17 protein-coding genes are annotated in these 17911 nt (G+C 71.7%); 6 read left to right on the plus strand and 11 right to left on the minus strand.

Annotated features, from left to right (window positions below; translation table 11 throughout):
- Window positions 1-984, plus strand: coding sequence for an SRPBCC family protein (locus HQQ88_RS16725; RefSeq protein ID WP_123938428.1), 984 nt, complete (start codon window positions 1-3; stop codon window positions 982-984).
- A gap of 66 nt (window positions 985-1050) precedes the next feature.
- Here the strand turns inward: HQQ88_RS16725 and HQQ88_RS16730 are convergent, their stop codons facing one another.
- The 5 genes from HQQ88_RS16730 to mvk are packed head-to-tail and all read right to left on the minus strand — an operon-like array spanning window position 1051 to window position 6355.
- Window positions 1051-2202 carry a hydroxymethylglutaryl-CoA synthase gene (locus HQQ88_RS16730; RefSeq protein WP_173170390.1) on the minus strand — a complete coding sequence of 384 codons (1152 nt, stop codon included), beginning with the start codon at window positions 2200-2202 and terminating at the stop codon, window positions 1051-1053.
- On the minus strand, window positions 2199-3263 hold the full coding sequence (locus HQQ88_RS16735) for a hydroxymethylglutaryl-CoA reductase (protein WP_173170392.1): 1065 nt from the start codon (window positions 3261-3263) through the stop codon (window positions 2199-2201). The genes HQQ88_RS16730 and HQQ88_RS16735 overlap by 4 nt, the downstream gene beginning before the upstream one ends.
- Window positions 3256-4338 (minus strand): phosphomevalonate kinase, encoded by a 1083-nt coding sequence (locus HQQ88_RS16740; RefSeq protein WP_123291779.1) that lies wholly within the window; start codon window positions 4336-4338, stop codon window positions 3256-3258. Before HQQ88_RS16740 ends, HQQ88_RS16735 begins: the two co-directional genes overlap by 8 nt.
- Window positions 4335-5360 carry a diphosphomevalonate decarboxylase gene (mvaD, locus tag HQQ88_RS16745; RefSeq protein WP_248703840.1) on the minus strand — a complete coding sequence of 342 codons (1026 nt, stop codon included), beginning with the start codon at window positions 5358-5360 and terminating at the stop codon, window positions 4335-4337. The genes HQQ88_RS16740 and mvaD overlap by 4 nt, the downstream gene beginning before the upstream one ends.
- A complete protein-coding gene (gene mvk, locus HQQ88_RS16750) occupies window positions 5360-6355 on the minus strand; it encodes a mevalonate kinase (protein ID WP_123938432.1) in 996 nt (331 codons plus the stop codon). Before mvk ends, mvaD begins: the two co-directional genes overlap by 1 nt.
- 81 nt (window positions 6356-6436) lie before the next feature.
- Between mvk and HQQ88_RS16755 the strand changes: the two genes are divergently transcribed.
- Genes HQQ88_RS16755 through HQQ88_RS16765 form a run of 3 tightly spaced genes read left to right on the plus strand, consistent with a single transcriptional unit; the run spans window position 6437 to window position 8356 of the window.
- A complete protein-coding gene (locus HQQ88_RS16755; RefSeq protein WP_173170396.1) occupies window positions 6437-6910 on the plus strand; it encodes a MarR family winged helix-turn-helix transcriptional regulator in 474 nt (157 codons plus the stop codon).
- A gap of 21 nt (window positions 6911-6931) precedes the next feature.
- Entirely contained in the window at window positions 6932-7354 is a 423-nt protein-coding gene (locus HQQ88_RS16760) for an organic hydroperoxide resistance protein (protein WP_123291776.1), read from the plus strand.
- A gap of 27 nt (window positions 7355-7381) precedes the next feature.
- Window positions 7382-8356, plus strand: a complete 975-nt coding sequence (locus tag HQQ88_RS16765; protein WP_173170579.1) for a zinc-binding dehydrogenase — start codon at window positions 7382-7384, stop codon at window positions 8354-8356.
- Between the two features lie 91 nt (window positions 8357-8447).
- Here HQQ88_RS16765 and HQQ88_RS16770 read toward each other — a convergent pair whose 3' ends face one another.
- On the minus strand, window positions 8448-9905 hold the full coding sequence (locus HQQ88_RS16770) for a sugar porter family MFS transporter (protein WP_123938434.1): 1458 nt from the start codon (window positions 9903-9905) through the stop codon (window positions 8448-8450).
- 158 nt (window positions 9906-10063) lie between these two features.
- Window positions 10064-10597 (minus strand): hypothetical protein, encoded by a 534-nt coding sequence (locus tag HQQ88_RS16775; RefSeq protein WP_123938435.1) that lies wholly within the window; start codon window positions 10595-10597, stop codon window positions 10064-10066.
- 138 nt (window positions 10598-10735) lie between these two features.
- On the opposite strand from HQQ88_RS16775, the gene HQQ88_RS16780 reads away from it, so the two are divergent.
- A complete protein-coding gene (locus HQQ88_RS16780) occupies window positions 10736-11638 on the plus strand; it encodes a LysM domain-containing protein (protein WP_173170398.1) in 903 nt (300 codons plus the stop codon).
- 186 nt (window positions 11639-11824) lie between these two features.
- On the opposite strand, the gene pgi is transcribed toward HQQ88_RS16780, so the two are convergent.
- From pgi to HQQ88_RS16800, 4 genes are all read right to left on the minus strand, one after another.
- Window positions 11825-13546, minus strand: a complete 1722-nt coding sequence (gene pgi / locus HQQ88_RS16785; RefSeq protein ID WP_173170400.1) for a glucose-6-phosphate isomerase — start codon at window positions 13544-13546, stop codon at window positions 11825-11827.
- A gap of 167 nt (window positions 13547-13713) precedes the next feature.
- A complete protein-coding gene (locus tag HQQ88_RS16790) occupies window positions 13714-15951 on the minus strand; it encodes a heavy metal translocating P-type ATPase (protein WP_173170402.1) in 2238 nt (745 codons plus the stop codon).
- Complete coding sequence (locus HQQ88_RS16795; RefSeq protein ID WP_123292282.1) at window positions 15948-16136, minus strand: heavy-metal-associated domain-containing protein; 189 nt, start codon at window positions 16134-16136, stop codon at window positions 15948-15950. The genes HQQ88_RS16790 and HQQ88_RS16795 overlap by 4 nt, the downstream gene beginning before the upstream one ends.
- A gap of 65 nt (window positions 16137-16201) precedes the next feature.
- The gene (locus HQQ88_RS16800; protein ID WP_111084793.1) at window positions 16202-16492 is read right to left on the minus strand and encodes a metal-sensitive transcriptional regulator; all 291 of its coding nucleotides are present in this window, start codon (window positions 16490-16492) and stop codon (window positions 16202-16204) included.
- A 114-nt stretch (window positions 16493-16606) separates the two neighbouring features.
- On the opposite strand from HQQ88_RS16800, the gene HQQ88_RS16805 reads away from it, so the two are divergent.
- On the plus strand, window positions 16607-17815 hold the full coding sequence (locus HQQ88_RS16805) for an AraC family transcriptional regulator (protein WP_173170404.1): 1209 nt from the start codon (window positions 16607-16609) through the stop codon (window positions 17813-17815).
- The last annotated feature ends 96 nt before the right edge of the window (window positions 17816-17911 follow it).

The following is a 17911-nucleotide window of genomic DNA, read 5'->3' on the forward strand; positions in this document are numbered from 1 at the left end:
ATGCCCACCACGTCCGTCCACACCGATCCCGAGGCCCTCGCGCTGACGCTCGTCGCCGAGTTCCCCGTCCCGGTCGAGCGCCTCTGGGGCGCCTTCGCCGATCCCCGTCAGCTCGAACGCTTCTGGGGTCCGCCCGGCTTCCCCGCCACCTTCACCTCGTTCGACCTGCGGCCCGGCGGCCGCGCCGACTACCGGATGACCTCACCTCAGGGCGAGCGGTTCCACGCGGTCTGGCAGGTCACCGCGGTCGACGAGCCACACCGCATCGTGTTCCGCGACCTCTTCACCGACGCCGACGGCGAGGTCGACGACGGGTTGCCGGCCAGCGAGACCGTCTTGTCGTTCGAGACCGTCGGAACCGGGTCGCGTGTGACCGTCCGGTCGTCGTTCGGGTCCACCGCCGACCTCGAGACCATGGTGGACATGGGCATGGTCGAGGGCTACGAGCAGGCCTTCGGGCAGCTCGACGCCGTCCTCGCCGACCTGCGCGAGTACGCCCTGGGCAACGGCACCGTCACCGAGCTCGTCGACGACACCCACGTCCGCATCACGCGGGCCTTCGCAGCACCACGCCACCTGCTGTGGCGGGCGCACACCGAGCCCGAACTCGTCCGGCAGTGGTTGCTCGGACCGGACGGGTGGGAGATGACGGTGTACGAGAACGACCTGACGCCGGGTGGCACGTTCCGGCAGGCGTGGGCGCCGACGGGAGACACCGAGGGCGAGCCGTTCGGCTTCGAGGGCGAGAACCTCGTCGTGGAACCGGAGCGGCGGATGGTGTCGACCGAGCGGATGACCGGTGCGCCGTTCCCGCCGAACACGAACGACCTGCAGTTCGACGAGGCCGACGGCGTCACCCTCCTGACGCTGCGCATCACCTACCCCGACCGGACGCAGCGGGACATGATCCTGGCCACCGGCATGACCGACGGCATGGAGACCAGCTACCAGCGTCTGGAACGCGAGGTCCTGTCCGCCACGTGACCAGCGGACGGACGGGAGGCCCGTGGCGGGGCCGCCACGGGCCTCCCGTCCGTCACGCGGTGCGTCTCAGGACGCCTCGTAGTGGCGCGCGCCGCCGCGCACCCCGGCGAAGCGGTACGGCCCTGCCGTGACGCGCGGACGCTCGACGTCGTCGCTCGTCGCGGCGCCGGTCGCGTGCAGCTCGCGGTACGCGTCCACGGTCAGCGGAACGCGGGCCGAGAGCAGCTGCCGGACCCGGCCGCCGCGACGGTGCTCACGGTAGGACGGCTGCACGATGCCGGTGAGGAGCTCGCCGACGCTGCCCGAGCCGTAGCTGAACAGGGCGATGCGCTCACCCGCCAGGTCCTCGTCGAGGTCGAGGAGCGCGGCGAGCCCGATCCAGAGCGACGCCGTGTACGTGTTGCCGGTCTGCTTGTTGTACGTGAAGCCGACGAACAGCTCCGACTCGTCGAACGGCACGCCCACGTGCTGCGTCAGCTTCCGGTGGGCCTTGAGCGCCATCTTCGTGAACGGCTGGTGGTGGACGAAGCGCACGATGTCCTCGTACGCCGGTCCGCCTTGCTCGGCGAGGTCGTCCCACGCGCCCACGAAGGCGTCGACGTAGGCGCTGACGGACAGGCGGCCGTCGACCAGTGCGGTGGAGCGGTCGTTCGGGCGCCAGAAGTCGTCGACGTCGGCGGTGAACACGCCGGCGGCCGGCTCGATCTCGATCAGGTCGGGGTCGGCGGACACCAGGATCGCAGCCGCACCGGCACCCTGGGTGGGCTCGGCGGCGGTGTCGACGTCGTAGCGGGCGACGTCGGCGGCGATGACGAGCACGCGCTCGTGCGGTGCCCGGGCGATGATGCCGAGGGCGAGCTGCACGGCGGCCATCCCGCCGTAGCAGGCCTGCTTCAGCTCGACGACGCGGACGTTCTTCGGCAGGCCGAGCAGCCCGTGCACGAACACCCCGGCGGCCTTGGACTGGTCGACGCCGGACTCGGTGGCGAACAGCACGGTGCGGATGCCCTCGACGCCGTGGCGGTCGATGACCTCCTTGGCCGCGGCGGCCCCCATCGTGACGATGTCCTCGTCCGGGGCGGGCACGCTGAAGGCGTCCTGGCCGATGCCGACGTGGTACTTCGCCGGGTCGACGCCAAGGCGCTCGGCCAGGTCGTCGAGCTCGAGCACGTGGTGCCCCGTCGCGATGGCGATGTCGTGGATGCCGATGCGCGTCATGCTGCGCCTCCGGCCGGCTTCGTGCCGCGTCGCTCCATGGCGACGTGGGCGGCCATCAGCTCACCCGGGTTCGTCTGGGCGGCGAGGAGCGAGAGTTCCCCGCACAGCACCGTGGCGGCGCACAGGGCGGCGAGACGACGGGCGTTCGCACCGGGCTCGCGGTCCTCGCGGCAGCCGAGGCGCACCAGGGCGTCCTCGACGACGGGCAGGTCCCCGCCCTTGCCGTTGCCGACCGTGCCGACGATCAGGTGCGGCAGCGAGGTGGCGAAGTACAGGTCGCCGTCGCGGTTCTCGGCACTCGTGATGCCCTGCGAGCCCTCGACGATGTTCGCGGCGTCCTGCCCGGTGGCCAGGTAGAAGCCGAGCAGCATGTTCGCGTAGTGCGCGTTCGCGGAGCGGAGCGCCCCGGCGATGGTCGAGCCGATGAGGTTCTTCGCGATGTTCAGTTCGACGATGCGCTCGGTGCTCGACCGCAGGCGCTTCTCGACGATCTCGCCGGGGATCACGATCTCGGCGATGGTGTTGCGGCCACGACCACGGATGCCGTTCACCGCGCTGGCCTTCTTGTCGGTGCAGAAGTTGCCCGACACGGACACGTAGCGCAGGCCCGGCTGCCACGCCAGGATCGCGGGCAGGAGCTTGTCCGCCGCCTGCGTGACCATGTTGTGGCCGGAGGCGTCACCGGTCGTGAACGCGAACCGCAGGAACAGCAGGTCGCCGACGATCTCGGGGTGCACCTCGATGAGCTTCGCGAACCGGCTCTGCCCGGCGACCAGCGCCTCGAGCTCGTCCTGTCGCGCGAGGATCTGCCCCGCAGCGACGTGCGCCGCGGCGGCACTGGCCGCGCGGACGACGACCGAGCGGGTCATCCGCTCGTCGACGACGGTCGCGACGATGCCGTCGTCGACCATGCGCGAGATGCGGGCGCCGCGGCCGACGGACGGCCAGAGCGGCGACTCGTACGTGGCGAGCGGGACCTCGTACTCGCCCTGGACCGCGTTGCCACTGATGCGGATCGGTCCGACCCACTTGGTCGGGATCGGCGTGAGCAGGTCACTCATCGAGGGCTCCTTCTGGTGCTCGCACCGCGACGCTGAGGTGTCTGATGTCGTGCGCCTCCCAGGCGCGGTGGATGCCGGCGGGGTCGATGTCCGCGGGGACGAGTGCGATGCCGCAGTCGCCGCCGCCGGCGCCGGACGGCTTCGCCGCTCCGCCGGCCGCCTCGACGACGTCGCACAGCGTCGCGAGGCGTTCGGTCTCGATCTTCGACCCGACCGAGTCGCCGAGGCGCTGCATGAGCACCCGGGCACGTCGGAGCGCGTCGAGCGTCTGCTCGGCGTCGCCGGTCTGGAGGCCCGTGGTCAGGTCGTCGACACAGCTGCGGCTCTCGTCGAGGAACGCCTGGTACCCGCCGTTGCGGTGTCGACGCACGACGCCGACGAGCTTCGTGGTCGAGGCCGGCGAGCCGGTCCAGCCGACCAGGAGCTGCAGGTTCTCGGGGGCCGGCAGCCGCTGGACGTCGAAGCCCGCCCACGCGGCGGCGTCGGTGAGGATGTCGGACACGCGGCGCTCGTCGACGAACGACGCGAGGTGGTCGCGGTCCGGGGCGCTGTAGCGCAGCCATCCACCGAAGGTGCTCGCGGCGAGGTCCCCGCCGGAGGCCCGCGGGTTCACCCGGATGGTGGCGAGCAGGGCGACCTGGAAGCGCTGCCGCTGCGTCAGGCCGATGCCGTAGAAACGGTCGAGGGCACCGACGGTCGCGACGGTCACCGCCGCCGAGGACCCGAGCCCGAACTTCCGGCCGCTGGCGTCGTCGAGCTGGCTCTCGATCCGCAGGTCGTGGAAGCGCGGGGCGATCCCCCGCTCGGCGCGGAGCTTCTCGACGAGGTCGATCGTCGCCATCACGTAGTCGTAGGGGTGGTGCTCGCGGTCCAGGGCGAGGCCGTCCTCGTCGCGCGTCCACGTCAGCGGCAGGTGGCCGTACTCCTCCGAGTGCACGCTGCCCGCACCGTGCGCCTCGGACACGCGTGCCGTGATGGCGCGGTCGAGGGCGATGAGGACGGACGGCTGGCCGGGCTCGACGACGGCGTACTCGCCGGCGACGAACAGCTTGCCGTGGGCGCGGAACTCGATCACTGCACGGACTCCTTCTGGTCGGGGCTGTCGCTCGCTGCGGCGACCCCGATCTCTTCGGAGCGGAGCACCCGAGCGGCAGGTCCGGTGCCGGACTCGATGACGTCGCCGAACGACGCCAGCGCGGTGGCCACGGCGGAGCGGTCCTCGGGCCGGCAGAGCACGACCACGTTCGGGCCGGCGTCGGCGGTGGCGTAGGCCTCGAGCCCGGCGGCGCGGAGTTCGCCCACGGCGTCGAACACGGCGACGCTGCGCGCGTTGAGGTAGCGGATGGGCGGGAAGGCGCCCTCGATCGTGGCGTGCATGCGCAGCGCGTTGCTCTCGGTGATCTCGCCGATGCGCGTGAAGTCGCCGGCTGCGCAGGCGTCGAGCATGTCGCCGACGGTCTCGGTGGTCGACGTGACCCAGGCCGGGTAGAACGGCGACGTGGCGATGGTGCGGCGCATCGCCTCGCGCGAACCGATGGGCTTCGGTCCGGCGTCGATCGTCACGACCACCATGGCCATCGGCGGTGCCGGGATCGGCTCGGCGAAGGACCCCTGGTCGTCGCCGGCGTGCCACACGGCGACACCGCCGGGGATCGACCGCGTGGCCGACCCCGAGCCGCGTCGGGCCAGGCGGGACAGGTCGCGCGGGGACAGGTCGAGGCCGTACGCCGCCGAGGCCGCGGTGGCGAGCGCCGCGAACCCCGACGCGCTCGAGGCAAGTCCAGCACCGGTCGGCACGGTGTTCTCGGACACGACGGACGCGCGGGCGTCGCTGCCGACGAGCTCCCGCACGAGGTCGAGGAACTGCTGCACGCGCACCAGGGCGCCGTCCTCGACGACGTGACCGTTCAGCGTGAACCGGTCACGGGCCTCCTGGCCGGTGCCGGACCCGCCGTCCAGCGTGACGGTCGTCGTCGTCGGGAACACGTCGAGGCCCATGGAGACGCTGCCCGTGGCGGGCAGCGCGAGCTGCGCGTCCGCCTTGCCCCAGTACTTGACGAGGGCGATGTTGGGGTGCGCGACGGCGGTGGCGGTCATCAAGCGCGGGCTCCGATCGTGGTGGTCCAGGTGGCTGCGGCCCCTGCGCCGCGGAGTGCGGCCGCGATGCGGTCCGCGTGGTCGTCGTCCGCGGCGAGTGCGAGCACGCACCCGCCCCGCCCGCCGCCGGTCAGCTTCGCGCCGAGGGCGTCCGCAGCACGTGCGGCGTCGACGAGCCGGTCCAGGTCGGCACTCGACACGTCGAGTGCGCTGAGCAGGTCGTGCGCGGCGTCCATCGTGGCACCGAGCCCCTGTGCGTCGCCAGCCTCGAGTGTCCCCCGTGCCCGCCGTGCGAGCGCGCCGATCCGGTCGATGACCGCGTCGACGGCGACCGGGTCCTGGTCGTGCCGTTCCCGCACGGCCGCGACCGCCTGCCGGGTGTGGCCGGGGACACCGGTGTCGGCGACGACGAAGGTGAAGCGGGCCCCGAGGGCGACGGGCTCGATGCGGCCACCCTCGAACCAGACCGGCACCGCGGCGACGACACCGCGGGCGTCGAGTCCTGACGGACGGCCGTGGGCGACCCGCTCGCACTCCTGGATGAGGTCGTGGTGGGTCTCGGCGTCGAGGGACTCGCCGAGGGCGTCCGCGACGGCTGCCGTCACGGCGGCGGCGACCGCTGCGCTCGAGCCCATGCCCCGGGCGGTCGGGACCTCGCTCTCGACCCGGACGTGGAAGTGCCGGTCGGTCACGCCGAAGTGCCGCAGGGTCGCGGTGACGGCGGTGACGGTCGGCATCACGGCTGCAGGTGCGAGGTCGAGCGGCCCCGTGTGCACGGTGGACTCGAGGGTGTGCCCGACGACCGTGCCGGTGGCCTCGTCGACGCCGGCGGTGACGGGGCTCACGGTCGCGACGACCCGGGCGTCGAGCACCGGCAGGACGAGAGCGGGTGCGCCGTAGACCACGGCGTGCTCACCGATCAGGATCGTCTTGCCGTGGGACGACGCGGTCCCGGAGCCGGGGGTCGTGGTGGAGTCGAGGTCGCTGCTGGTCATCGTGGGTCACGTCAGCCTAACCGTCCGGGCCGGAGCACGTATTGGGTTGTGCACAACCGAGTTGCGTGCGATCCTGGTGGCATGCCCGTGACCGACGAGATGGTGTGCTTCTCCCTCTACGCAGCGAGCCGCGCGACCACGCAGGCGTACCGCTCGCTGCTCGAACCCTGGGGACTGACCTACCCGCAGTACCTGGTGCTCGTGACCCTGTGGATCGAGGGTGACCAGACCGTCTCGAGCCTCGGTGACCACCTGCAGCTCGACTCCGGCACCCTGTCGCCCCTGCTCCGCCGCATGGAGCAGTCCGAGCTCGTCCGCCGCGAACGCCGCAGCGCCGACGAGCGCGTCGTGACGATCACGCTCGGCGACCGCGGCCGCACCATCCGTGCCGACCTCGCGCACATCCCGGCGACGATCGCCGCCGGCATGGGGCTCCCCGACGAGCAGGCCGCCACGGAGCTCATCGCGACCCTGCACCGGCTGACCGAGACGATGCACGCCGCGGCCACGAACGACACCGCCGCGACGCCCGACCGCGCCGCCGTGGACCACTGACCCCACGAAGGAAGGAACACCATGGAAGCCCTCTACACCGCCGAGGCCCTGGCCACCGGCGAAGGCCGCAACGGCCACGTCGCCACGAGCGACGGCACGGTCGAGTTCGACCTCGCCATCCCCAAGGAGATGGGCGGCTCCGGCAACGGCGCGAACCCCGAGCAGCTCTTCGCCGCCGGGTACGCCGCCTGCTTCCACTCCGCACTGCAGGGCGTCGCCCGCAGCCAGAAGGTGAAGATCACCGACTCGTCCGTCGGCGGCCGCGTGCAGATCGGCCCGAACGGCGACGGCGGCTACCAGCTCGCCGTCATGCTCGAGGTCGTCATCCCCGGCCTGGAGCACGACCAGGCCCAGGCACTCGCCGACGCAGCCCACCAGGTCTGCCCGTACTCGAACGCGACCCGCGGCAACATCGACGTCACCATCGTCGTCTCGGAGGACTGACCCATGAGCACCACCACCCCCACCACCATGCGCGCCGTCGTCCACGAGACGTTCGCCGAGCCCGCCGACGTCCTCGGCGTCCAGGAGCGCCCGGTCCCCACGCCCGGCGCCGGCGAGGTCCTCGTCCGCACGGTCCTCTCCCCCATCCACAACCACGACCTGTGGACCGTCCGCGGCACCTACGGCTTCAAGCCGGAGCTCCCCGCCGCCTCGGGCACCGAGGCACTCGGCGTCGTCGAGGCCCTGGGCGAGGGCGTCACGAACCTGACGGTCGGCCAGCGCGTCGCCGGCGGGGCCTTCGGCGTCTGGGCCGAGTACTACACCGCGAACGCCGCCGGGCTCGTCCCGGTGCCGGACGCCATGACCGACGAGGCCGCAGCACAGCTCGTCTCGATGCCGTTCAGCGCCATCAGCCTGCTGCACTCGCTCGACCTGCACGAGGGCGACTGGCTCATCCAGAACGCCGCGAACGGTGCCGTCGGGCGCATGGTCGCCCAGCTCGGCGCGGCCCGCGGCATCAATGTCATCGGCCTGGTGCGTCGCGCCGCCGGTGTCGAGGAGCTGCGCGAGCAGGGCATCGAGCGCATCGTCGCCACCGACGCGGACGACTGGAAGGACCAGGTCGCCGCGATCACCGGAGGCGCCCCGATCGTCGCCGGTGTCGAGTCCGTCGGCGGCAAGGCCGCTGGCGACATCGCCAGCGTGCTCGGCGAGAACGCGACCCTCGTCGTCTTCGGCGCGATGGCCTCGCCCACGCTCGAGATCCCCTCCGGCAAGGTCATCTTCGGCCAGCTCACCGTGAAGGGCTTCTGGGGCAGCGTCGTCAGCAAGACGATGCCGGCCGAGACGAAGGGCCAGCTCTTCGGCGACCTCATCACCCGCGTGCTCGACGGCTCGCTGACGCTCCCCGTCGCCGAGACCTTCGCGTTCGAGGACGTCCGCGACGCCGTGCGCGCCTCGGACACCGCCGGCCGCGTCGGCAAGGTGCTCCTGCGCCCGTAGCGCGACCACTGAACGGACGGGAGGCCCGGTGCCAGCTGGCACCGGGCCTCCCGTCTGTCTGCACGCGCGATCACCGCGCCACGCGCGCGACCTAGCCGCGCGACGCCTTCTGCGGGACCGTGAAGATGTTGCCGGTGGTGACGCCCTCTTCCACCTCTTCGAGGGTGCGGCCGCGGCTCTCCGGCACGAACTTCCAGATGAAGAGCAGCGCGAGCAGACCGACGATGCCGAAGCCGAAGAACGTCCCGGTGATGCCGGTCGCGGCGACGATCGTCGGGAAGTAGAGCCCGAGGAACGCGTTGGCGATCCAGAGGCAGAACACCGAGATGCCCATGCCGAGCGCGCGGATCTGGGTCGGGAAGATCTCCGACAGCACCACCCACACGGCGATGTTGAGGAAGGTCTGCATCGAGCCGACGAACGCGACGACGAGGAACAGGATCACCCACGGGCGAGCCGGGTTGCCCTCGGGCAGTGCGACCGAGGCGATGCCGATCAGGAAGTGGCAGACCGTCGTCAACGAGAAGCCGATGATCAGGGTCGTCCGGCGGTTGATCTTCTCCATGTTGTACAGCGCGATGACGCCACCGACCACGGCGATCACGCCGGGGGCGATGTTCGCGATGAGGGCTGCCGACGCCTGGAACCCGGACTCGATGAGGACGGTCTGCCCGTAGTACATGATCGAGTTGATGCCGGTCAGCTGCTGGGCGACGCCGAGTCCGGCACCGATGAGCACGATGCGGATGAGCCACTTGTTGCCGCGCAGCGTCTGCCACCCGCTGACTCGATCGGCCTTCGCCTCGAGGTCGTTGCTCCGCTTGATGTCGTCGAGCTCGGCGGTCGCACGCTCCGTGGTGCGGACCTGCTGCAGGACGGACAGCGCTTCGTCGTAGCGCCCCTTCGACGCGAGCCAACGCGGCGACTCCGGCACCCGGAGCATGCCGACGAACAGGGCGATCGCGGGGAGTGCACAGACGGCCAGCATGACGCGCCAGACGCCGTTGCCCTCACCCCACAGGTTGCCGATGATGGCGTTGACCACGAACGCGGCGAGCTGCCCGATCACGATCATGAGCTCGTTGCGGCCGGACAGCGAACCCCGGATCTCGTACGGAGCGAGTTCGGCGAGGAACACCGGGACGACCGTCGATGCACCACCCACCGCGAGGCCGAGGAGCACACGACCGACGACGATGACGCCGAACGTCGGTGCGAAGACGCAGATGAGCGTGCCGAGGAAGAACGTCACGGCGAGGGCGATGATCGTCTTGCGCCGCCCCCACCCGTCGGCGATGCGGCCGCCGAGCATGGCACCGATCGCGGCACCGAACAACAGGGAGCTGGTGACGACGCCCTCGGTGAAGTTCGTGAGGCCGAGCTCGGCCTTCATCGGGTTCAGGGCACCGTTGATGACGCCGGTGTCGTACCCGAAGAGCAGTCCGCCGAACGTGGCGACCAGGGCCAGGACGCCGAGGCGGCGTCGGTGTGGTCCGGTCCCGATCGGGGGCAGTGCGACAGTCGGGGCTGTCGGCTTGATGTCGACCATTCGGTGACTCCTTCGTCGGTGATCGCGCTTCAGTGCGTGCACCGATGGTAACCCGATTCCATGTCCTGTCAATTGGACATTCTGTCGTCAGGACGATTGGATCGGTCCACATAACGCCTGATCAGGACGGGAGCGGTCCAACGGCCCCCGTTCGACCGTCAGGACTCGTCGGGCGTCGGGCTGTCCCCCAGCACGTCACCGAGCGACGCGATGTCCGCGCCGTGGTCGGTGTAGCGCCGGACGGTCCGTCGGGCAGCTGCGCTCGCGGCACCGGACAGCGCCGGGTTGCGTCGCGCGGCATCGGCCACCCGGCCCGCGTGCCCCGCCGTCGAGAGCAGGACGTTCGCCAGCGCCCGGGCGTCGCCGCGCTCGGGCACCCCGGTGACCGTCCACGCTGTGCGCACCTGGGCGTCCGGCGTCACACCGCGTCGGGTGCCCATGCGGTGCCAGTCGGACAGCACGCCCTCGGTCCGGGACGCCGCGCGGTCGGCCTCGCCCGCTCGACGGCGCGCGGCGTCGCGTGCAGCGGACTCGCTCGCGCCCTCGACCGTGTCGTACCGGTCGGTGAGGCCGTCGGCCCGGCGCCGGACACTCTCCGCCCGTTCACGAGCAGCGCCGTCGTCACCGCCTTCTTCTGCGATGCGGGCGGCGTGCGCGGCGGCAGCCGCGGCGAGGATCTCCGAACGCTCCATGGCCTCGACGGTAGCCGTTCCGACCGACACCGGCGACCGCCGCTCCGCCGGATCCGCGGTACGTCTGCAGACACAGGACGGAGGCGCTGCGTTCGCCCCGGGGACACCGCGCGGTTAGCATCGAGCTGAGGGGGAATCATGAACCGGACGCTCGCGATCGGGGTCGTCGTCGCGGCCACCGTGGCACTGTCGGGGTGCTCGCTGCTGCGCGGGTCGGACCGAGCCCTCCCCGCCCCGTCCACCCCGGCGACGACGCCGACCTCGTCGCCCACCCGGACACCGACGCCGGACGCCGACCCGGAGGGTGACCTCCTCGAGTCGTCGGCGCACCCCCGCACGCCGACGCCGGAACCGACCGAGTCGGCGGCTCCGGCGCCGACGCTGACGCCGATCCCCGCCGGGACCGTCCTCGCGCAGGGTGACGTCGCATCACCGAAGGGCAGCGTGCACTTCCGGTTCCGCGTGGTCGCGGTCGGCGACGACACGTTCACCGCGCAGTACTCCGGCTTCACCTCGACCTTGCCGGTGCCGGTCGGGGTCGGCCTGTTCGACCTGCCGCGCGCGGTCGGCGACGGCCTGACCTACCCCGGCGTCGGCGACCGGACGCTCGGTGGGCCCACCAGCACGGCGACCGCGGTGGACGTCCCGCTGAGCGGATCCGGCGTCGACCCGTCGCACCTCACCACGCTCGTGACCTACTCCGCGGCGGCTCCGGGGCAGGAGGTCCCCGTCGAGATCGCTGCCGGCAAGGTGCTCGCGGTGACCACCGTGCGGTGGTCCGTCCCGGCGCGGCAGACGAACGTGCACCCGGAGGACGCCGGTGCCCGGGCGAACGCGACCGGTCCGGTCACCGCGACCACGACGGGCGGGGCGCCGCGGTCGTACACGGTCGCGCCGGACGACCTCATCGGCGACGTCGCCGCCCGCTTCGGCATCAGCGTGCGGGCGCTCGTCTGGCTCAACGAGGGCGTGCAGGTGTTCGGGACGGACCAGCACCTCTACGAGGGAACGACGCTCAACCTCGACCCGCTCGCCCGCTGACCGCGGCGGCCACGGCGCCGGCGACCTTTCGCGGTGAGCGACACCTCACGGGCCGCGCCGCGCGTGAACTGTCGCTCAGCGCGAAAACCGCCTCGGGTCCGCCCCGCGGCCAGCGCGACCGGCAGACGGACGGGAGGCCCGTGGCGAATCCGCCACGGGCCTCCCGTCCGTCAGGTGGGTACGTCGCTACTTGCGCAGCTCCAGGTACTTCGCGATGAGCGCCTTGGTCGAGGCGTCCTGCGCGTCGAGCGCGGCCTGGTCGCCCTCGACGGCGGGCGTGACCTGCAGCGCCAGCTGCTTGCCGAGCTCCACGCCCCACTGGTCGAACGAGTCGATGCCCCAGATCGTGCCCTCGGTGAACACGATGTGCTCGTAGAGCGCGATGAGCTGGCCGAGCACGCTCGGGGTGAGCTCCGGCGCCAGGATCGACGTCGTCGGCTTGTTGCCCGGGAAGGTGCGCGCCGCGACGATCCCCTCGTCGGTGGTGCCCTCGGCACGGACCTCGTCGGCGCTCTTGCCGAACGCCAGCGCCTTGGTCTGCGCGAAGAAGTTCGCCAGGAACAGCGTGTGCACGTCGGTGCCGGGTGCGACGCCCTTGCCGTCGCCGGTCTCGTCCTTGAGCGGACGGGCCGGGTTCGCGACCGTGATGAAGTCGGCCGGGATCAGGCGGGTGCCCTGGTGGATGAGCTGGTAGAACGCGTGCTGGCCGTTCGTGCCGGGCTCGCCCCAGAAGACCTCGCCGGTCTCGGTGGTGACGGGCGAGCCGTCCCAGCGGACGCGCTTGCCGTTCGACTCCATGGTGAGCTGCTGCAGGTACGCGGCGAAGCGGTGCAGGTACTGCGTGTACGGCAGGACCGCGTGGCTCTGCGCACCGAGGAAGTTCGTGTACCAGACGTTGAGCAGGCCCATCAGGACCGGGACGTTCTGCTCGAGCGGCGTGGTGCGGACGTGCTCGTCGATGGCGTGGAACCCGGCGAGGAACTGCTCCCAGTTCTCCTGGCCGATCGCGACGATGACGCTCGTGCCGATCGCGGAGTCGACGGAGTAGCGGCCGCCCACCCAGTCCCAGAACCCGAAGGCGTTCTCGGGGTCGATGCCGAAGGCCTCGACCTTGTCGAGCGCGGTGGAGACGGCGACGAAGTGCTTGGCGACGGCGTTCTTCTTCTCGTCGTCGGCGGCGTCGGTCAGGCCGAGCCGCTCCCACAGCCACTGGCGTGCGAGGCGCGCGTTCGTCAGGGTCTCGAGGGTGCCGAAGGTCTTCGACGCGACGATGAACAGCGTGGTCTCGGGGTCGAGGTCCACGGTCTTCTCGTAGATGTCCGCGGGGTCGATGTTCGACACGAAGCGGGCTTCGAGCCCGGCCTGCACGTACGGCTTGAGTGCTTCGTAGACCATGACCGGGCCGAGGTCGGACCCGCCGATTCCGATGTTGACGACGGTCTCGATGCGCTTGCCGGTGACACCGGTCCACGAGCCGTCACGCACCTGCGACGCGAACGCGTAGACCTTGTCGAGCGTGGCGTGCACGTCGGCGTCGACGTCCTGGCCGTCGACGGTCAGCGGCGCCGCCGGGACGAGCCCCTCGGTCGTCTTCGGACGGCGGAGCGCGGTGTGCAGGACGGCGCGGTCCTCGGTGACGTTGATGTGCTCGCCGGAGAGCATCGCCTGGAAGCGCTCGGCGACGCCGGTGTCCTTCGCGACCTGCAGCAGGGCGGCGAGGACGTCCTCGGTGACGAGGCCCTTCGACAGGTCCACGGTCAGGTCGGCTGCCTGGAACGTGTACTGCTCGGCACGGCCGGGGTCGCTGTCGAACCACCCGCGCAGGTCAGGGGTGAAGTCGGCAGCGATGCTGTCGAGCTTCTTCCAGCCTTCGGTCGATGTGGGGTCGACGGGAGCGGATTCGGTCACTTCGGTCCTCCTGGGATCACGTTCGAGACGTACAGCCCGCAGGTCACCGCACCAGTGCGTCGCGGACCGTCTTCGAGCGTAGTGCCGTCGGCACCGTGGTGCGCACCGCCGGACGGGAGGCACGGGGCGCGTTCGCTGCGCGCGTCACGTCCGGCGGGTGGTCGGCCTCAGGGCCGGGGTGCGAAACGCCGCAGCCGCAGGCTGTTCGTCACGACGAACACCGACGAGAACGCCATGGCGGCGCCGGCGAGCACCGGGTTCAGCAGCCCCGCCATCGCGAGCGGGATCGCCGCCACGTTGTACGCGAACGCCCAGAACAGGTTGCCCTTGATGATGCCGAGCGTGGCGCGCGACAGCCGGACGGCGTCGGCGACGACGGTGAGCCGACCGCTCACGACCGTGATGTCACTGGCCGCGATCGCGGCGTCGGTGCCGGCCCCCATCGCGATGCCGAGGTCGGCCGCGGCGAGCGCCGCAGCGTCGTTGACGCCGTCACCGACCATGGCCACGCTCCGTCCCTGGGCCTGCATGCCCCGGACGGCGTCGAGCTTGCCGGCCGGGGTCGCGCGGGCGTGCACTTCGTCGATGCCGACCTGTGCGGCGACGGCGCGTGCGGCGCCGTCGTTGTCGCCGGTGAGCAGGACGGGGTGCAGGCCGAGGGCCACGAAGCGCGCGACCGCGTCGGCTGCCTCGGGCTTCACGGTGTCGCCGACGACCACGACGCCCAGCACGCGGCCGTTCCGCGCGACGACGACCGCGGTGCCCCCTTCGGCCTCGGCGGCGGTGACCGCGGCCGAGGCCTCGTCGGGCACGACGACGGCCCAGGACGCTGCGAGCCAGCGGGTCCCGCCGACGAGCACGACGTCGCCGTCCACGACGGCCTGCACGCCGGCGCCGGGGGTGGAGTCGAACTGTTCTGCGGCCGGGACGTCGAGTTGCCGGGCCGTCGCGGCCCGCACGACCGCACGTGCCACGGGGTGTTCCGATCCGTGCTCGACGGCGGCGGCGAGCCGCAGCACCGCGTCCGCGTCGAGGGTCGCGTCCGTCGAGGTCACGGCGCGCAGGGTCATCTCGCCGGTGGTGACGGTGCCGGTCTTGTCGAGCACGATGGCGTCGACGCCACGGGTCCGTTCGAGCACCTGCGGACCACCGATCAGGATACCGAGCTGGGACCCGCGGCCGGTGCCGACGAGCAGTGCGGTCGGCGTCGCGAGTCCGAGGGCGCACGGGCAGGCGATGATGAGCGTGGCGACGGCCGCGGTGAACGCCGCCGTGACCGAGCCGCCGAGCACGAGCCAGCCGACGAACGCCAGCACGGCGAGCGCGATGACGATCGGCACGAAGACACCGGAGACCCGGTCGGCCAGGCGTTGGACGTCGGCCTTGCCGGTCTGCGCGTCCTCGACGAGCCGCCCCATCCGAGCGAGCTCGGTGTCGGCGCCGACGCGGGTGACGGCGACCACGAGCCGGCCGCCGACGTTGATCGTCGCGCCGGTCACCCGATCGCCCGGTCCGACCTCGACGGGGACGGATTCGCCGGTGACCATGCTGCGGTCCACGGCCGAGGACCCGTCCTGCACGAGGCCGTCGCTGGGGATCCGCTCCCCCGGCCGCACGACGACGACGTCCCCGACGACGAGCGCGGACGCGGCGACACGCCGCTCGACGCCGTCGCGCAGCACCGTGGCCTCCTTCGCGCCGAGTTCGAGCAGGGTGCGGAGTGCCGCCCCGGACTGCTTCTTGGCGCGGGCCTCCATGTACCGGCCGGCCAGGATGAACACCGTCACGGCCGCGGCGACCTCGAGGTACAGGTCGGTCGCCTCGGGGTCGGTCGCGATCCACGAGAACGTCATGTGCATGCCGGTGGTGCCGGCGTCGCCGAAGAAGAGGGCGTAGAGGGACCAGCCGAAGGCCGCCAGCACACCCACGCTGACCAGGGTGTCCATGGTCGCGGCACCGTGTCGGGCGTTCACCCACGCGGCGCGGTGGAACGGGAGCGCGCCCCACACCGCGACGGGCGCGGCGAGTGTCAGGGCGAGCCACTGCCAGTTCGGGAACTGCAGGACCGGGACCATCGAGAGCACGACGACCGGCACGGCCAGGACCGTCGACACGACGAGTCGTCGGCGCAGCGCTCCGGCCGGGTCGTCGGCGTCGTCGTCCGGCTCCGTCGTGTCGGCCGGCGGCGCGGGGACGGTCGCACCGTAGCCCGCGGACTCGACGGCGGCGATGAGGGCAGCGGGGTCGGCGGGGCCGTCCGCGGCGACCTGCACCTGTGCCTTCTCGGTGGCGTAGTTGACGGTGGCGGTGACCCCGGGGAGCTTGCCGAGCTTCCGTTCGATGCGGTTCGCGCACGAGGCGCAGGTCATGCCCGTGATGTCGAGCTCGACGATGCCGTCCGTCACGACGGCACGACCTCGTACCCCGCCTCGGCGACCGCGCCGCGGAGCGCATCGGCGTCGACGGGCGCGTCCGAGGTGACGGTCACCGACGAGGCACCGCCGGGGACGAGCGCGACGGCGACGTCGGACACCCCCTCGAGTTCGGTGAGTTCCTCGGTCACGCTCAGCACGCAGTGCTCGCAGGTCATGCCCTCGACGAGCAGCAGTTCGGTGGTCACGGTGTCTCCTCCTGTGGTTCGGGTGCGGGCGGCGGTCACGAGCGCACGAGCCGGGCGATGGCCTGGCTGGCTTCGCGGACCTTCTCGTCCGCGGCGTCGCCTCCCTCGGCGACCGCCTCGGCGACGCAGTGCTTGAGGTGGTCCTCGAGCAGCGACAGCGCCACGCGTTCGAGCGCCCGGTTCGCCGCCGAGATCTGGGTGAGGACGTCGATGCAGTACGTCTCGTCCTCGACCATGCGGGCGATGCCGCGCACCTGGCCCTCGGCGCGACGGAGCCGCTTGAGCAGGTCGTCCTTGTCGCCGATGTACCCGACGTGTTCGTGCATGGTGGCCTCCACGGTCCTCAATACGGTACCCCCCTAGGGTATTCCCTCCGGTGGACGCGCGGACACGAACGAGGGTATTCACCTCGCCGTGCCGTCGATGTCATGATTTCGACCATGACCGATCCGGCGACGAACGGCTTCCGCAGACTGCGGTTCGCCGACGGCGACGGCTCCGACTACTCGGACATCTTCGAGGCGGAGTACCACGGGTCCGACTTCGCCTCGGAGACGTACGCGACGAACGACACCCGGTACGAGTACACCGTGGTGGGCGACGACGACCTGACGCTGCGGACCATGCGCGCTGAGGGCGGTCGACGGGGCGGGGTCATCGGGGCGCGGGAGGACCACGTGGTCTTCTGGCTCACCAGGGGCCGGCTCGAGATGCACTTCCCCGACCGCACACGCGTGGTCGAGCCGGGCAGCCCGTACATCGCGAGTGCGTCCGAGGCGTACCGCTTCGAGTCCGACGGCACCGTCTACAACGGGGTGCACATCGCGGACTCGTTCCTGCGGACCGTCGGGCGCGACCTCGGCTACCGGCTGCCGGACGGCCCGCTGCTGTTCGAGCAGCAGGACGAGGTCATCGCCCGCCGCGAACCGCTGCGCCACCTGATCGGGGAGCTCGGCCCGGCTCTCGTGGACGACCGCGTGGTCGGTCCGATGCGGACGGCGCTGAACCGTCGCCTGGCGATCGTCGTGCTCGACACCTTCCCGATCCGCAACCGCGGCGACGACGTCCCCGTCGCGAACCGCCTGCGCGACGCGATCCGCTACGTCGAACAGCACGCGGCCGAACGTCCGGCGGTGTCGGACATCGCCGCGGCGTGCGGGCTCAGCCAGCGGGGGCTGCAGGACGTGTTCGCCCGTACCCTCGACTCCACGCCGCACCGGTTCTTGCGCGAGCACCGGCTCGACCGTGCCCGGAGCGAACTCCTGCGCGCGGGCGACGACCGGGCCCCCGGCGCCGACGGGGTCGCCGTGGTCGCGCGTCGGTGGGGCTTCACCAACCCGGGCCGGTTCGCCACCGCCTACCGCGAGCGGTTCGGCGAGGACCCCGCCGCCACGCTCCGCACGTCGCTGTCCGCACGCCCCGACAGCGGTCGGTCGTCGTGGCGCGTCCGCCGCGCGGTCGCGTTCATCGAGGAGCACGCCGCCGAGGACCTCTCCCTGCAGGACATCGCCGACGCGGCCGGGGTCCTGCCGCGACGCCTGCAGCAGCTCTTCCGGGCCGAGCGGGGCGAGTCCCCGATGGCGTGCGCCCGAGCGATCCGCGCCGCTGCAGAACGCAACGCGGCGGACGGAACACGCGAAACCGCCTGAGCGGACGGCCAGGGGGTACAGCCACATCCCCGTGTTTCCGCGGATTCCTGGATTTCTGCCGAATCCGAAAAGTCATGTGTGACGAATCTCTGGTGC

The organism is Curtobacterium sp. VKM Ac-2861, assembly GCF_013204965.1.
Taxonomy (GTDB): domain Bacteria; phylum Actinomycetota; class Actinomycetes; order Actinomycetales; family Microbacteriaceae; genus Curtobacterium.

Excerpts from the sequence above, each read along its gene's own strand:
- mvaD (WP_248703840.1), bottom strand. The coding sequence starts at position 5,360 with ATGACCGCCACCGCCGTCGCGCACCCCAACATCGCCCTCGTCAAGTAC.
- HQQ88_RS16805 (WP_173170404.1), top strand. The coding sequence starts at position 16,607 with ATGACCGATCCGGCGACGAACGGCTTCCGCAGACTGCGGTTCGCCGAC.
- HQQ88_RS16780 (WP_173170398.1), top strand. The coding sequence starts at position 10,736 with ATGAACCGGACGCTCGCGATCGGGGTCGTCGTCGCGGCCACCGTGGCA.
- HQQ88_RS16730 (WP_173170390.1), bottom strand. The coding sequence starts at position 2,202 with ATGACGCGCATCGGCATCCACGACATCGCCATCGCGACGGGGCACCAC.
- HQQ88_RS16725 (WP_123938428.1), top strand. The coding sequence starts at position 1 with ATGCCCACCACGTCCGTCCACACCGATCCCGAGGCCCTCGCGCTGACG.
- mvk (WP_123938432.1), bottom strand. The coding sequence starts at position 6,355 with ATGACCAGCAGCGACCTCGACTCCACCACGACCCCCGGCTCCGGGACC.
- HQQ88_RS16775 (WP_123938435.1), bottom strand. The coding sequence starts at position 10,597 with ATGGAGCGTTCGGAGATCCTCGCCGCGGCTGCCGCCGCGCACGCCGCC.
- HQQ88_RS16755 (WP_173170396.1), top strand. The coding sequence starts at position 6,437 with ATGCCCGTGACCGACGAGATGGTGTGCTTCTCCCTCTACGCAGCGAGC.
- HQQ88_RS16765 (WP_173170579.1), top strand. The coding sequence starts at position 7,382 with ATGCGCGCCGTCGTCCACGAGACGTTCGCCGAGCCCGCCGACGTCCTC.
- HQQ88_RS16735 (WP_173170392.1), bottom strand. The coding sequence starts at position 3,263 with ATGAGTGACCTGCTCACGCCGATCCCGACCAAGTGGGTCGGACCGATC.
- HQQ88_RS16795 (WP_123292282.1), bottom strand. The coding sequence starts at position 16,136 with ATGACCTGCGAGCACTGCGTGCTGAGCGTGACCGAGGAACTCACCGAA.
- HQQ88_RS16770 (WP_123938434.1), bottom strand. The coding sequence starts at position 9,905 with ATGGTCGACATCAAGCCGACAGCCCCGACTGTCGCACTGCCCCCGATC.
- HQQ88_RS16760 (WP_123291776.1), top strand. The coding sequence starts at position 6,932 with ATGGAAGCCCTCTACACCGCCGAGGCCCTGGCCACCGGCGAAGGCCGC.
- HQQ88_RS16800 (WP_111084793.1), bottom strand. The coding sequence starts at position 16,492 with ATGCACGAACACGTCGGGTACATCGGCGACAAGGACGACCTGCTCAAG.